Origin of the sequence: Thermoanaerobacterium sp. RBIITD (assembly GCF_900205865.1) — a bacterium.
GTDB lineage: Bacteria > Bacillota > Thermoanaerobacteria > Thermoanaerobacterales > Thermoanaerobacteraceae > Thermoanaerobacterium.
In genome coordinates this window covers 421,920-437,608 of sequence record NZ_LT906662.1, presented here as the reverse complement: position 1 = coordinate 437,608, position 15,689 = coordinate 421,920, and the positions used below count along the sequence as shown (strand labels likewise).

Here is a 15,689-nt window from a genome sequence, read left to right as displayed (position 1 = left end):
TTTTTATGCCAGAAAACATAAAAATAAAATGTGAAAAACGACAACAGTTAATTCAAGATAGACTGATTGAACCATTAGAAGAGAAAACTAGGATTAAGACACTTGACGATATTATAGGACAAGAGGAAGCCACAGAAAGAATATTGTATGATCTCAGACTCAATAGACCTAAAAATATAGCGCTATTAGGCCCTGATGGGATAGAGAAAAAAGATATATTAAGAGTTTGCTTTAAGGAAATACAAAATAAAGGTAATAATTTTTTCAATAGTCAATCAAAATTTGTGGAGTACTATCCTAAAAAATCCCATACAGAAGATTTTATCAATGATACACTTTTTGGTAGCGTTTATGTACCTGATGGAAGTGGGATATTTAAAATACCTAGGCCCAAAATGGGTGCAGTAACATTTGCAAATAAGGGAATTATATATGTCGATAATATTGATTTTATGGGCAATAAGTTAATTAAGAAATTGGTTGATGTTGCGAAAGAAAAAAAGGTATTATTAAAAAAGCCCTTTGAAACAAGAATGATCCCTGAACATATGGAATATGTATTCAAATACGGTTTTCCCGCTGATTTTTGCTTAGCTGTTACTGTTAATGACTATAAAGTCTTGCCACATGACTTATTAGATATGTGTGATTTAGTATACTTTAAAGAGCAAAGTAGGGATGAAATAATAGAAATATTTAAGAATACCGCGAAAAAAGGCCTTTTTGATATTCAACAAAATGTCTATAGCATTGTAGGTGATATAGCAAAGAGTGGCAATGACGCAATCAATATTTTGCAGCATGCGGCTATTCATGCTCTTAAAGATGAAAGAAAAATAATAATTGAAGAGGATTTAGAAAATATTTTGAAATAATATATTTTTTGAGATTAAAAGGATTTAAGGTATAATATATATATTAAAAATGTATAACAGGATGAACGAGGTGACTTTATGGACAAAAAATATATATTACCTATGGTGCCGCTGAGGGGACTTACGGTTTTTCCATACATGGTTTTACATTTTGATGTAGGAAGAGGAAAATCTGTCAAAGCTATTGAAGAAGCTATGCTTCGCAATCAACTTGTTTTTTTAGTTACACAAAAAGAAGCAGAAATCGATGACCCTTCGATTGATGATATATACAATGTCGGAACAATAACAAAAGTGAAGCAGATGCTGAAACTTCCAGGTGAAGTTGTTAGAGTACTTGTAGAAGGAATCAGCAGAGCAGAATTAAAGAATTTGATAAGTTCCGAGAGCTTTTTTGAAGTAGAGGTTATTGAAAGAGTAGATGATGCTGAACTTCAAAAAGACAGTGAGATAGAAGCACTGATGAGAAGTGTAATATCGGCCTTTGAAGATTATATTAGCCTAACTTCGAAACTATCATTAGATAATTTGTATAATGTTGTATCAATAGAAGATCCGGGAAGATTATCTGATGTCATAACAGAATATATAAATTTAAATCAAAGCCAGAACCAGGAGTTATTAGAATGCTTTGATGTAAAAGCAAGACTAGAAAAGCTACTAGAATTTTTATTAAAAGAACTCGATATACTTGATATTGAGAAAAAAATAAACATGAGAGTTCACAAGCAGATTGATAAAGTTCAAAAAGAGTATTATTTGAGAGAGCAGCTAAGAGCAATAAAGGCTGAGCTTGGAGAATCTGACGAGATAGACCAGGAAGTAGAAGAATATGAAGAAAAGATTGCGAAAAAGAATCTACCTGATGAAGTTAAGGAAAAGGCTCTAGAAGAACTCAAAAGATTTAGCCGCATGAGCCCAGGCTCTGCTGAAAGCTCTGTTATAAGGACATATATAGATTGGATACTTGACCTTCCATGGAATGAAGAAACAAAAGATATACTTGATCTAAAAAGGGCAGAAAAAATATTAAATGAAGATCATTATGGGCTTGAGAAAGTAAAAGAGAGAATTTTGGAATTTTTAGCTGTTAGAAGCTATCATGAAAAAATGAAAAGCCCAATTCTCTGCCTTGTTGGCCCGCCTGGCGTTGGCAAAACGTCCCTTGGGAGATCGATAGCCCGCGCTATGAATAGAAAATTTGTAAGAATGTCACTTGGCGGTGTAAGGGATGAAGCAGAAATAAGAGGACATAGGAGGACATATGTCGGTGCTATACCAGGTGGAATAATTAATTCATTAAAAATTGCTGGATCAAAAAACCCGGTTTTCTTATTGGATGAAATAGACAAAATGAGCTCAGACTTTAGAGGTGACCCTGCATCAGCCATGTTAGAAGTTTTGGATCCAGAGCAAAATTCAACATATAGAGATCACTACCTTGACCTACCATTTGACTTATCAAAAGTATTGTTTATAACAACGGCAAATACCTTAGATACTATACCGGCACCACTTTTAGACAGGATGGAAGTCATATATGTATCAGGATATACAGAACTTGAAAAATTACACATTGCTAAGGGTTATTTAGTTCCAAAAATTTTAAAAGAACACGGTGTAGGTGATAATGTTATAAAGATACAGGATTCTGCAATAATAGGAATCATTTCTGAATACACAAGAGAAGCTGGTGTAAGGGCCTTAGAACAGAATATAGCAAAAGTCGTCAGAAAGTCTATAAAAAAGATAATTGAAGATGGTGATAAGTCCGTAAAGGTAGGAAAACAGAATTTGCAGAGATATCTTGGGAAGCCCATATATAGGATTGATAAAGCCAATTTAAAAAATAAAATAGGCATGGTAACGGGTCTTGCATGGACAAGAGTAGGTGGAGATACTCTAACAGTAGAGGCATCTACAATGCCGGGAAGTGGGAAACTTACATTAACTGGTCAGCTTGGGGATGTTATGAAAGAATCTGCACAGGCCGGGTTCAGTTATATAAGAGCAAATGCTGATATATTAGGTATCGATAGTGATTTTTATAAAAAACTTGACATACATGTACATGTACCGGAGGGAGCCATACCAAAAGACGGTCCGTCAGCAGGTATAACAATGGTTACTGCAATGGTATCGGCTATTAAAAAAGTACCTGTAAAAGGTGATATTGCAATGACGGGCGAAATAACCCTGACAGGAAAAGTTCTGCCGATTGGAGGCTTAAAGGAAAAAGTATTAGCTGCACATAGAGCAGGTATTACCAAGATTATTGCCCCTATTGAAAATAAAAGGGACCTTGATGAAATACCGCAAAGTGTAAAGAAGAAGCTGGAATTTAAATTCGTTTCAAGTATAGATGAAGTCTTAAAAATGTCATTAGTGGAGGAGAAGCAAGATGCTAATAAAGTCAGTGGAACTTAATATTACCGCATTTAACAAGAGCCAATATCCCAATGATAAATTGCCACAGATAGCGGTAATTGGAAGGTCTAATGTAGGTAAATCTTCATTCATTAACACAATTATAAATAGAAGAAATTTTGCAAGGGTTAGCGCAAGACCTGGTAAGACGCAAGGAATAAATTTTTACCTTATAAATAAATCATTTTATCTTGCTGACTTACCAGGTTACGGCTATGCAAAAGTATCGAAAGAGATGAAAAAACAGTGGTCATTAAATATAGAGACATACCTTAATACATCGGAATATCTAATCGGAGCAGTGATGCTTGTAGATATAAGGCATGTGCCTACAGAAGATGACATCTTAATGGTAGATTACCTTAAAAAAAGAGAAATACCATTTATAATAATTGCTACAAAATCAGATAAATTAAATAAACAGGAGATTCAAAAATCATTAAAAGCAATTGCTGACACACTTTCAGTTGATAACGAGAAGATTATAACTTTTTCGTCATTGAAAAGATTTGGTATTGATGAAGCGCATTCCGCTCTAGATATGTTTCTTGTAAATAGTAGCAACATTGAGGATTAATGATATTTAGAGTGTATTTTGGATTGTATTCGTTACACTTTGACAAAATTGATTTAATATACTCATTTATTCTATATAATTAATGTTTGCTATTAAAAAATGCCAGTTGTATAATTATAATAATGAAATAAGCCGAATTCCTAAAGGAAACGGGGGGCCCAATGAGTGGGGCTAAATTCGATAGAATAGGGTTAAGCTCTCTAAAACCCTAGCCCGACAGCTAACCTCGTAGGCTTTTTTGAGAGAAGTAAAAAAACCTAAATTACTTCAGGTTTTTTTTCTGTTTTTTCATAATAATATGGGAGGTAACACAATGTATATAGTTATCGTTGGTTGCGGTGGTTTAGGTTCAGCACTTGCAACCAAATTAGCCGATGAAGGCCACAATGTTGCTATAGTTGACAGAGATAAAAATGCTTTCAAAAAGCTTGGCACTGGATTTAATGGGCTTGAGATAACCGGTGTAGGTATTGACGAAGATGTACTGAGAAACGCGGGAATCGAAAGGGCCGATGCATTAGCTGCAGTTACAAGGGATGACAATATAAATATAATGGTGGCACAGATAGCCAGTAAAATATACAATATAAAAAGAGTAATAGCTAGGATATATGACCCGGAGAGAAAGTCCGCGTATAGGGACTTTGAGATAGAGACTGTTTGCCCGACAACGATGGGTGTAAATGAGATAAGAAATATATTGATTGCAAATGGTGTTAAGAAAAGATTTGAGCTTGATAATGGTATATCAATACTTGAAATAAAAGTAAAGAAAAACGTTAACATGACTGTTTATGATATAGAGGATAAATTCGATTTAAGAGTATCCGGTATAAAAAGAGAAAGTACGATAATAGCACATGATAGTACAATTGTAAAAAAAGATGACATTCTCATTGTTACTATGAAAGAAGCAAAAGCTGAAGCATTAGCACGCTATCTTGGAAACGAGGGATAAAAACTTATCAATCATTTTATTTTTGAATATTATATAAAGTAATTGAAAGGATTGAATAGTATGAAAATAGTTGTTGTTGGTGGAGGTAAAGTTGGTTATTATTTAATAAAAACCCTTTACAATAAAAAACATGAAATATCCCTTGTTGAAAAAAACAGTGATATATGTGATAAAATTGCAGAGGAATTAGATATTCTGGTTATAAATGGTGATGGTACAAATGTCGATGATTTAAAAGACGCAGGAACGGGGCAGGCTGATACAATTATAGCAGTGACAGGTAAAGACGAAGAAAACCTCGTAATATGTCAGATCGCAAAGAAAAATTTTGATGTTCCTAGGACAATAGCAAGAGTAAATAACCCCAAAAACGAAAAGATATTAAAAATTTTAGGCGTTGATACTGTTGTCTGCTCTACATCAATAATTGCAAATCTGATTGAAAAAGAAGTTTTAATTGGTGAAGTAAAGACCCTATTGACGTTTAATCATGGTGAAATGACAATAGTCGAGACAAATATTCAAAAAACTTCACCTGTAATAAATAAGATGATAAAAGATATAGAACTACCAGCAGACTGTATAATTGTATCTGTTATAAGAGGTGACAAAGCTTTAGTCCCAAAGGGTGATACCGTAATAAAAGCAGGCGATGTTGTCATATCGATGGTTAATGAAAGAAGTATGCAGGATGTTAAAGATGTAATGATAGGAAATAATTAATAAATATGCTTTAACGGGAGGAATATAAATGCAGAGGCTGGAAAAGGATCGGAATAAGGATATTGTTAAAGGGATCATAATTGAGACACTCTATGTTGTTGTTATGATGTTATTAGCGTATGTTATTGGATTTGTGATGGTGAAATTATGAATAGCTTTATTGAGGATTTTAAAATTGTAAACTACTATTCTGCAAAGATTATCGAGGGAATGGCTTATGTCATGGCTATTCCATTTATTACTGCTATTTTTTATAAAGAATGGAATACAGCGGTTGATTTTGCACTGAGCTTTATGATATCAATGATAGTGGGGCTAATGCTTGAAATCTTTTGTAAAGACCATAAAAAAGATGTAAGATGGCTTCATGGTATGCTTATAACCGGATATGCATGGCTTATGCTTACCGTACTTGATGCGGTGCCCTACTGGTTAAGTGGACATTATGGCTCATTTCTCGATGCTTCATTTGATGTTATGAGTGGTTTTACAACAACCGGTTTAGTACTCATACAAGACCTTGACCATATTTCAAATGGAATAAATATGTGGAGACACCTTCTCACATTTATCGGCGGTCAAGGTATGGTGGTAATGACATTAAGCTTTTTAGTAGGTTTAAAAGGTGCGTATATGATGTACGTTGGTGAAGGTAAGGATGAAAAGCTTCTTCCGAATGTAAAACATACTGCAAGAGCTATATGGGGGATAAGTATAGTATATCTTATTATCGGGACATTAGCACTTACAATTGCGGGAATAATTATAGGACTTTCACCTATACGCTCATTTTTAGATGGTTTATGGGTATACATGGCAGCATGGAGTACAGGTGGTTTTGCACCACATTCACAAAATATTCTATATTATCACAGCATGCTATATGAAGTAATAGGCATTATTATTTTTGTAATAGGTTCATTTAATTTTGCATTACACTATTCTATATGGACAGGTAATAAAAAAGAAATATACAAAAATATTGAAACTGTATCATTTTTTACAACCGTGATGATAACATTCATAATATTAACAGCAGGTCTTATTAAAAACAATATATATCCAAATGCGGTAATTATGTTTAGAAAAGGATTTTATCAGCTTATATCGGCACATACGACGACGGGTTTTATGACATTATATGCTAACCAGATAAGTACAGATTGGGGTACATTAGCGATTTTAGCAATGGTAATTGCTATGCTTATTGGTGGTAGTGCATGTTCAACTGCCGGTGGCTTTAAAGGGATGAGAGTTGGAATCATCTTTAAATCCTTTATATATGAAATCAAAAAGTTATTTATGCCAGAGAAAGCAATATCTGTTGAAAAATACCATAATCATGGCGAAATAAGGCTTGATGATGAAACTGTAAGAAAAGCCATGTTTATTGTGTTATGCTACATAGTAACATTTACAATTGGGGTGCTATTTACAACATATTTTGGATATCCACTTGAAAAGGCGGCATATGAGGTCGCATCTGTCACAGGAAATGTAGGTCTATCTATTGGAATTACACAACCATCAATGCCAAACACCTTAAAAGCAGTCTACATTTTGATAATGTGGGCTGGCAGGCTCGAGTTTATGGCTGTTTTCGCGATTTTAGGTTATGTTGTATCGGGGGTCAGGAAAATATGGCAAAAAGATTAATTGCTCCTATCATATTTTTGGCTTTTGTACTTACGACATCATATTTATTTGCAGCTGAACCTACTATTACTGATATGATAAATAACCCACAAAAATATGATGGCAAATCTCTCTCAATAAAGGGTGAAGTAATAGGAGATATAATGAAAAGAGGTGATTTTGCCTGGGTTAATATAAGCGATGGAAATAATGCGCTTGGTGTCTGGATACCGTATAATTTAACAAAAGATATAAAGTACAAGGGTAATTATGCCGATAAAGGTGATATAATAACTGTCCAAGGTACTTTCAATAGAGTATGTAAAGAACATGGCGGTGATATGGATTTTCATGCAGATAAAATTATTGACATAAAGGGTGGCGAAAAAGTAAATCATATAATCGATACTAATAGATTAGTGTATCTTGGTGTAGCGACAATAATTGTTATATTATTAGCAATAATGAAAAATAAGAAGTAAAACAATTATGTAAATGTGATTTGAAATTTACATTTCAAAGTATTATAATTGTATTTATCGAGATGAAGAAAGGGGTGATATGGGTGAGTATTGATCAGCCGGTAGTATTTAAGATTCCAATATTTGGCGGTATACCAGTAACATCGACAGTTGTTGTAACATGGATAATAATGGCTATACTAACTGTAGCTTCAATTACTGTAACAAGAGGTTGGAAGCTTATTCCTACCGGTGTACAAAATGTCGTTGAAACTGTAGTAGATGGTTTAAATTCATTTACAAAGGATGCACTTGGTAAATACTGGGTTACTTTTACACCATATCTTGGGACTGTTGCACTTTACCTTATATTAGCAAATACCATCGATTTATTTGGTCTTACACCGCCGACAGATGACCTTAGTGCAACGTCAGCACTTGCTGTAATGTCTATTATAGTTGTAATTATTGCGTCTATAAAGGCAAAAGGTGTCAAAGGATATGCTAAATCATTTTTTGAGCCTATGCCGTTCTTTTTCCCAATGAAGATACTCGACATGTTTACAAGACCATTATCATTAGCTGCTAGGTTATTTGGCAATATTATAGCAGCATTTATAATAATGGGACTAATTAGTAAAGTAGTTCCTATAGTTGTACCAGCAATATTCAGTATTTATTTTGATTTATTTGATGGTGCATTGCAAATGGTTGTATTTGTATTCTTAACTATGTTGTATATTGAAGAAGCAGTAGAATAAAAAGAAACAATGTTTATTAATACGTATATAATTATAGATAAAATAAAAAGGAGAGATATATGTATGAATTTATTGGCAATAGGAGCAGGAATTGCAGCACTTTCAGGTATTGGTGCAGGAATAGGTATAGGTATAGCAACAGGAAAGGCAGTTGAAGCTGTATCAAGACAGCCGGAATCAAGAGGAAGTGTAATGCAGTTTTTACTTCTCGGTGGTGCATTATCAGAAGCAACAGCCATATACGGATTGTTGGTTGCATTTTTAATAATATTCTTTATGAAATAATAGGGGAAAGAAGGTAATAAGTTGAGCCTTATAAATCCGTATACCTTTATTTTTATGATCATAAACCTCGTTGTTTTATATTTAATACTGAAAATATTTCTTTTTAAACCCGTGACAAAATTCATGGAAGAAAGGGCACAAAAAATTAAAAATTCCCTTGAAGAAGCTGATAAGAAGGTTCATGAGGCATATGCTCTAAAAGCACAGTATGAGGATATTTTAAAGAATGCCGACAATGAAGGCAAGGAAATTATCGCAAGAGCAGAAAAATATGCTAAGGAAAAAGCTGACAAGATTATAGAAGAGGCAAATAAAGAAGCCAATTCTATAATAGAAAGAGCTAAGGAAGAAGCGGAGACAGAAAAGATTAAAGCTATGCATGATCTAAGAGTAGACCTTTCACATCTTATTGTTGAAGCAGCTTCAAAGGCAATCGGGAATATTAATTTAAATGATGATAAGATAATAGATGAGGTGGTAAAGGAGGCAGGTGCATCATGGAACAAGTAATTGCCAAAAAATATGCACGTGCTCTTTTTAAAGCCGCTAAAGAAAGCAATAATATTGAAAAATATTATAAAGAATTAATAGATATTGAAGAAATATTGAAAAATAAAGATGTATATAAAATATTTGTAAATAGAAGTATCTATTTAAAACAAAAGATGAATTTTATCGACGAAATATTAAATGGCTTTGATAAAGAAGTTGTCAATTTTATAAAATTAATTATATCTAAGCACAGAGAACTAAATTTTGACGAAATTTTTGATGAATATACGAAAATGTATATGGATTACAATGGAATAATAAATGTAACACTCGTCTCTGCACATCCTTTAGATGCTAATGTAACTAATAATATTAGGAATAGATTAGAATCAAATTTTAAAAAGAAAGTAAATATAAACCATATGATAGATCAATCTATACTTGGAGGACTTAAGATAATAATTGGGAATAAAGTTATAGATGGAACTATAAAAGGTAAGCTTGATACACTGCTAAAAAATCTTGAAAAAGCTGTGTAATAATATACTTTTCTCTTAAAATGAAAAAATCTATGAAATACGAAGATGCAAGCAGGACAAGGAAGTCGTGGCAAGAAAACCACAATGTATTTATGATACAAAAGGATTTTTGAGCCGGTGACTTACACGGTAATGTGATGCATATAAGGATTTTACAATAGAAGGTGAATATATGGATATAAAACCAGAAGAAATAACATCTGTCTTAGAAGATAAGATAAAAAATTTCAATTTTAAAATTGAAACACAAGATATAGGACATGTAATAACAGCTGGTGATGGTATAGCAAAGATTTATGGGCTAGATGATGCTATATACGGAGAAATGGTAGAGTTCGACAATGGCGTATTTGGAATGGTATTAAATCTTGAAGAAGATAATGTAGGTGTTATAGTTCTTGGCGATCCAAAGGATATAAAAGAAGGAAGCATTGTTAAGAGAACTGGAAAAGTTGTTGAAGTACCAGTTGGCCCTGGACTATTAGGAAGAGTCGTAAATCCATTGGGCATGCCTATAGATGGAAAAGGTCCTATAAAAAGCGATGGAACAAGACCTGTTGAGTACCCAGCACCGCCGATTATAAAAAGAAAGCCTGTTGATACGCCATTGCAGACGGGTATCCTTGCAATTGATTCTATGATACCTATTGGCAGAGGTCAGAGGGAACTTATAATAGGTGACAGGCAAACTGGTAAAACTGCTATTGCAATTGATACAATATTAAATCAAAAGGATAAAGACGTGTACTGTATATATGTTGCAATAGGCCAAAAAGCATCAACAATTGCGGGACTTGTAAATACACTGGAGAAATTTGGAGCTATGTCATATACGACGGTTGTAGCATCAACTGCCAGTGACTCAGCAGCACTGCAGTATTTAGCACCATATGCAGGATGCGCTATGGCAGAATATTTTATGTACAATAAAAAAGATGCATTAATTGTATATGATGACCTATCAAAACATGCTGTTGCATACAGGACGATTTCACTTCTTTTGAGAAGACCGCCAGGAAGAGAAGCATATCCAGGTGATGTATTCTATTTACATTCGAGATTGCTTGAGCGTTCAGCAAGATTATCAGATGATATGGGTGGAGGATCAATAACAGCATTACCCATTATTGAGACACTTGCTGGTGATATTTCAGCGTATATACCAACAAATGTTATATCAATAACAGATGGACAGATATATCTTGAATCAGAGCTTTTCTATTCTGGAATAAGACCTGCAATAAATGTAGGACTATCGGTATCTCGTGTTGGTGGTGCTGCACAAAGAAAAGCGATGAAAAAAGTTTCAGGAAGAATGAGGCTTGAACTTTCACAATATAGAGAATTGGAAGTTTTTGCACAGTTTGGTTCAGACCTTGATAAATCAACTATTGACCTATTAAAACAAGGTGAGAGAATCGTAGAGATAACAAAGCAACCTAGGTATCAACCAATATCACTTGAAGACCAGGTTATTATTATATACACTGTTATGAATAAATACCTAGTTGATGTACCGCTCCAGAATGTAAAAAAATATATAAAAGATTTGTTAGAGTTTATCGATATAAACTATTCTGATATAAAAAAGGCCGTAAGAGAAACGGGTAAGCTTGAAGATGATACTATTGAGAAATTAAAATCAGCAATAGAGGAATACAAAAGGAAATACGCATCGAAAGGTGATGCATAATGGGTAAAAGGGACATTCAATTAAGAATAAAAAGTATAAAAGAGACGAGGAAAATAACGAAGGCAATGAATCTAATATCCGCGGCCAAATTTAGAAAAGCAAAAATAATGCTTGATAATGTTAGACCATATTACGAAAAAATACAGTCAACAATGGAAGATATATTGATTCATAGCGGTGAAGCAACATCACATTATTTCGAAAGGCAGCATGAAGCAAAGGGTGGTAGAAAAAAAGCAGTAATTGTAGTAACAGGCGATAAGGGCCTTTGCGGTGGTTATAACCATAATGTTATAAAAAAAGCAGAAGAAGTTATTGACGGTGATACACAAAACCTTATGGTTATTGGCGAGGTTGGACGCAGTTACTTTATAAATAAAGGTTACAATGTCGATGTAGAATTCCTTTATACTGCACAAAATCCTACAACATCTGCTGCAGGTGAAATATCAGATGTTTTAGTAAGTATATATGATAGAGGAATAATTGATGATATTTATGCAATATATACCGAAATGTCTGGCTTAAAACAGATAGTAAGGACAATTAAAATATTACCCCTCGATATAAAGAATTTCAACAGTGATAAAGATGTTAAAATATTAAGTGATATGATATATGACCCATCGCCCACAAAGGTATTTAATCTACTTGTTCCTGAATATATAAAGGGAATAGTATATAGCTTTTTAATACAAGCATATGCAGCAGAACATTTTTCGAGGATGGTTGCAATGGAAGGTGCAACATCAAATGCAGATAAGATGATATCAAAATTCACGTTAGAATACAATAGGCTAAGGCAAGCATCAATAACACAGGAACTTTCAGAGATAATTGGAGGTTCTTCTGTTTAATGATTTTTAGATATACAAATCGTAGTTTAAAGGGGTTGTTATATTGAATAAGGGTTATATAACACAGGTAATAGGACCGGTAGTTGATATAAGGTTTGATGAAGACCTTCCACCGGTTAATAATGCAATAAAAATACCATTTGGTGATAACGAGATCGTTGTTGAAGTATCACAGCATACAGGTGACAATACAGTAAGATGTGTTTCAATGTCATCAACAGACGGTTTAAAAAGAGGCATGGAATGTTTTGATACCGGCGGGCCAATTTCGGTACCTGTCGGCAAAGGAACACTTGGCAGGATGTTCAACGTATTAGGAAAAGCTGTTGATGGTATGGGAGAAGTTAAGGCTGATAAATATATGTCAATACACAGAAATGCACCGAGCTTTGAAGAGCAAAGCCCTGTTACTGAAGTACTTGAAACAGGTATAAAAGTTATTGACCTTCTTACGCCATATGCAAAAGGTGGTAAAATTGGCCTTTTTGGCGGTGCAGGTGTTGGTAAGACGGTCTTGATAGAGGAGCTTATAAGAAATATTGCAACAGAGCATGGCGGATATTCTATCTTTACAGGTGTCGGTGAAAGAACTCGTGAGGGTAATGACTTATGGCATGAAATGGATGAATCAGGTGTTTTAGATAAAACAGCATTTGTGTTCGGACAGATGAATGAACCACCAGGTGCAAGAATGAGAGTCGCTTTGACAGGTCTTACAATGGCAGAATATTTCAGAGATGAAGAGCATCAAGATGTACTTCTTTTTATAGATAATATTTTCAGATTTATACAGGCAGGTTCAGAAGTATCTGCATTGCTCGGCAGGATGCCATCTGCTGTTGGATATCAGCCTACACTTGCGACAGAACTTGGTGCGCTTCAGGAAAGGATAACATCAACAAAGAGCGGCTCAATAACATCAGTACAAGCAGTATATGTACCCGCAGATGACTTAACAGACCCTGCACCTGCGACCACATTTACACATCTCGATGCAACGACTGTTTTATCAAGAAGCATTGTTGAAATGGGTATATATCCTGCAGTTGATCCACTTGATTCAACATCGAGAATCCTTGAACCAAGTATTGTCGGCGAAGAACATTATAATGTAGCAAGAAAAGTTCAGGAAATACTGCAGAAATACAAAGAATTACAGGATATTATAGCAATACTTGGAATGGATGAATTGTCTGATGAGGATAAGCTTACAGTATATAGGGCCAGAAAAATACAGAGATTTCTCTCACAGCCATTCTTTGTTGCAGAGACATTTACAGGAATACAAGGTAAATATGTACCACTTAAAGAGACCATAGAAGGGTTTAAAAAGATAGTAAATGGAGAGATGGACGATATACCGGAAGCAGCTTTCTTTATGGTGGGAAACATTGATGAAGTGTACAAAAAAGCAGAAGAAATGAAGTGAGGTGTCTATAATGGCTAAATATCACCTCGAAGTTTTGACACCACATCGTAAATTTTACGATGGTGATGTCGAAGAAATTATTGTGACAACAAGTGCTGGGGAAGTTGGAGTTCAAAGGGGACACATTCCAATGACGGTAGCACTTGGTATAGGTACATTAAAAATTAAAAATGATAATGAATGGAAAGAAGCATCAATATCCAGCGGCTTTATGGAAGTTAAGCCTGACAATGTTATAATATTATCTGATGCTGTCGAGTGGCCTGAAGAGATTGATGTATCTCGCGCTGAGGCAGCAAAGGAAAGGGCAGAAGAAAGACTTAGGCAGAAAAAAAGCCAGCATGAGTATATATTAGCAAGAGCGGCGCTAAGACGTGCGTTAGTTAGAATTAATGTTGCAAAAAAATATAAAAAAATATAAAAATTACCTCCACATTTTTGTATAAAATCTCCCTATTTAGACTAAAATCTAAATAGGAGAAAATAGTGGAGGTGTTTTTATATGAAAAAAATAACGGCATTAATACTGATGTTCATAATAATAACAATGACTATAAATTGTTATGCAATGACAAATAACGATGAAAAACTGACTAAAGATGATGTAATATCGATAGTAAAAAATAAGCTTGGTGACATAAAATACGATGATTTTAATATTCGGTACAGAGAATTTACAAATAAAGATTCTGTTTGGATATTAAACTATACAAAAAATGACATTTATCAAAATACGTTGATAACTATCGATGCAAAAAACGGCGATATACTGAAATATGATTTTATGACTGAAAGGAAGGAAGATAAAACTATAAGCAAAGCTGATGCATTTAAAGCTGCAGAGAATTTTTTGTCAAAAGTAAAGCCGAAAAATTTGAGCAAATATAAATTGGACAATAATATATTTAATGAAGAGACACCATATGTATTTAATTTCAAGTGGAGAAGAGAAGAAAACGGCGTAAAATTCCTATATGATACAATAAATATATCAGTAGATAAAAAAAGCGGTGACGTATTACATTACTCATATAACTGGACAGAGGGTGATCTACCGTCGCTTAAGAATGTCATTGATATAAATGAGGCAACAAAACTTTTCAAAGAATATCTAAAACCAAAACTTGTATACACTGTAATTTACAATAGGAATAAAGGTGATGTCAAACTTGTATATGTTTCACCATCACCCCAATACATGATTAATGCATATAATGGTGATATTATTGATGTATATGGCAATAAAGTAAACTTAAAGCCATCTGGAATAAACCATATAACACTTGATAAAGCGTTTAAAGGGTCAGGAAGACCCGTTACAAAAGAAGAAGCTTTAAAAATAGCATCAAAGTATGTAGGTAAAGATTATGAACTAAAAAATACTTCATATTTTGAAAAATACGCGGGATTAAATTTAAGTATATGGACATTTGCATGGAACAAAATAAATGGAATAGGGTATACTCATGTTGCTGTAAATGCAAAAACAGGCAATGTCATAGATGTCATGACAAGTACAAAAAATGATTCAGACATAATAATTTCCCGGGAAAGTGCACTACAAAAAGCCGAAGCCTTTGTTAAGGAAAATTTTAAAGATGTCTTGCCATATTTAGATTTTAGTAACAATAACGAATATACTTCACAAAGTAAAGTATACGGTTATCATTTTATTTTTCCACTAAAGCAGTACAATATACCATTTATGAATAATGGTGTGACAGTTGAGATTGATGGGAAAGGAAATATATCTGCATACACCTATAAGAACTATGATATACCTATACCATTTCCGTCAAATATCATAACACAAGATACGATAACGAATAAATACTTAAAAAGCGGCGGTTTTTCTATAAAATATTTTAAACCTTTAGGCAAAGATTTAATACCTGTTTATACTGTTGATGAACCAATGTATAGCAACATAGACGCAGTTACAGGTGAAATAATAAGACCATATTAATAAAATATTTA

General features: G+C 33.7%; 17 protein-coding genes and 1 riboswitch. All 17 genes read left to right on the top strand.

From position 1 onward, the window contains the following. Positions 1-5 precede the first annotated feature (5 nt). The 17 genes from CPG45_RS02075 to CPG45_RS02000 all read left to right on the top strand — a co-directional run bounded on the left by CPG45_RS02075 (position 6) and on the right by CPG45_RS02000 (position 15,678). Positions 6-875: a hypothetical protein gene (locus tag CPG45_RS02075; RefSeq protein WP_096230406.1), complete on the top strand. Its 870-nt coding sequence runs from the start codon at positions 6-8 to the stop codon at positions 873-875. Between the two features lie 78 nt (positions 876-953). Next, positions 954-3,302, top strand: a complete 2,349-nt coding sequence (lon, locus tag CPG45_RS02070) for an endopeptidase La (RefSeq protein WP_096230405.1) — start codon at positions 954-956, stop codon at positions 3,300-3,302. Beyond that, complete coding sequence (gene yihA, locus CPG45_RS02065; protein WP_096230404.1) at positions 3,277-3,879, top strand: ribosome biogenesis GTP-binding protein YihA/YsxC; 603 nt, start codon at positions 3,277-3,279, stop codon at positions 3,877-3,879. Before lon ends, yihA begins: the two co-directional genes overlap by 26 nt. A 120-nt stretch (positions 3,880-3,999) precedes the next feature. Further along, positions 4,000-4,129: riboswitch (cyclic di-AMP (ydaO/yuaA leader) on the top strand. 63 nt (positions 4,130-4,192) lie between these two features. Further along, a complete protein-coding gene (locus CPG45_RS02060) occupies positions 4,193-4,837 on the top strand; it encodes a potassium channel family protein (protein WP_172856457.1) in 645 nt (214 codons plus the stop codon). A 60-nt stretch (positions 4,838-4,897) separates the two neighbouring features. Further along, positions 4,898-5,560 (top strand): potassium channel family protein, encoded by a 663-nt coding sequence (locus tag CPG45_RS02055; protein WP_096230402.1) that lies wholly within the window; start codon positions 4,898-4,900, stop codon positions 5,558-5,560. Between the two features lie 28 nt (positions 5,561-5,588). Further along, positions 5,589-5,711 (top strand): hypothetical protein, encoded by a 123-nt coding sequence (locus tag CPG45_RS17840; protein ID WP_255405119.1) that lies wholly within the window; start codon positions 5,589-5,591, stop codon positions 5,709-5,711. Beyond that, a complete protein-coding gene (locus CPG45_RS02050; protein ID WP_096230401.1) occupies positions 5,708-7,216 on the top strand; it encodes a TrkH family potassium uptake protein in 1,509 nt (502 codons plus the stop codon). The genes CPG45_RS17840 and CPG45_RS02050 overlap by 4 nt, the downstream gene beginning before the upstream one ends. Then, entirely contained in the window at positions 7,201-7,677 is a 477-nt protein-coding gene (locus CPG45_RS02045) for a DNA-binding protein (RefSeq protein ID WP_096230400.1), read from the top strand. Before CPG45_RS02050 ends, CPG45_RS02045 begins: the two co-directional genes overlap by 16 nt. Positions 7,678-7,760: 83 nt before the next feature. Beyond that, entirely contained in the window at positions 7,761-8,417 is a 657-nt protein-coding gene (locus tag CPG45_RS02040; protein WP_096230399.1) for a F0F1 ATP synthase subunit A, read from the top strand. A 63-nt stretch (positions 8,418-8,480) separates the two neighbouring features. Next, positions 8,481-8,702: an ATP synthase F0 subunit C gene (gene atpE / locus CPG45_RS02035; RefSeq protein WP_096230398.1), complete on the top strand. Its 222-nt coding sequence runs from the start codon at positions 8,481-8,483 to the stop codon at positions 8,700-8,702. 21 nt (positions 8,703-8,723) lie between these two features. Beyond that, positions 8,724-9,212: a F0F1 ATP synthase subunit B gene (gene atpF, locus CPG45_RS02030; protein WP_096230397.1), complete on the top strand. Its 489-nt coding sequence runs from the start codon at positions 8,724-8,726 to the stop codon at positions 9,210-9,212. After that, positions 9,200-9,733 carry an ATP synthase F1 subunit delta gene (atpH, locus tag CPG45_RS02025; RefSeq protein ID WP_096230396.1) on the top strand — a complete coding sequence of 178 codons (534 nt, stop codon included), beginning with the start codon at positions 9,200-9,202 and terminating at the stop codon, positions 9,731-9,733. The genes atpF and atpH overlap by 13 nt, the downstream gene beginning before the upstream one ends. Positions 9,734-9,905: 172 nt before the next feature. Then, positions 9,906-11,426: a F0F1 ATP synthase subunit alpha gene (atpA, locus tag CPG45_RS02020; protein WP_096230395.1), complete on the top strand. Its 1,521-nt coding sequence runs from the start codon at positions 9,906-9,908 to the stop codon at positions 11,424-11,426. After that, entirely contained in the window at positions 11,426-12,283 is an 858-nt protein-coding gene (gene atpG / locus CPG45_RS02015) for an ATP synthase F1 subunit gamma (protein ID WP_096230394.1), read from the top strand. The genes atpA and atpG overlap by 1 nt, the downstream gene beginning before the upstream one ends. Positions 12,284-12,326: 43 nt before the next feature. Further along, entirely contained in the window at positions 12,327-13,712 is a 1,386-nt protein-coding gene (gene atpD, locus CPG45_RS02010; RefSeq protein ID WP_096230393.1) for a F0F1 ATP synthase subunit beta, read from the top strand. A gap of 10 nt (positions 13,713-13,722) precedes the next feature. Further along, a complete protein-coding gene (locus tag CPG45_RS02005) occupies positions 13,723-14,133 on the top strand; it encodes a F0F1 ATP synthase subunit epsilon (RefSeq protein WP_502695798.1) in 411 nt (136 codons plus the stop codon). Positions 14,134-14,214: 81 nt separating this feature from the next. Further along, positions 14,215-15,678 (top strand): YcdB/YcdC domain-containing protein, encoded by a 1,464-nt coding sequence (locus tag CPG45_RS02000; RefSeq protein ID WP_096230392.1) that lies wholly within the window; start codon positions 14,215-14,217, stop codon positions 15,676-15,678. Positions 15,679-15,689: the final 11 nt, after the last annotated feature.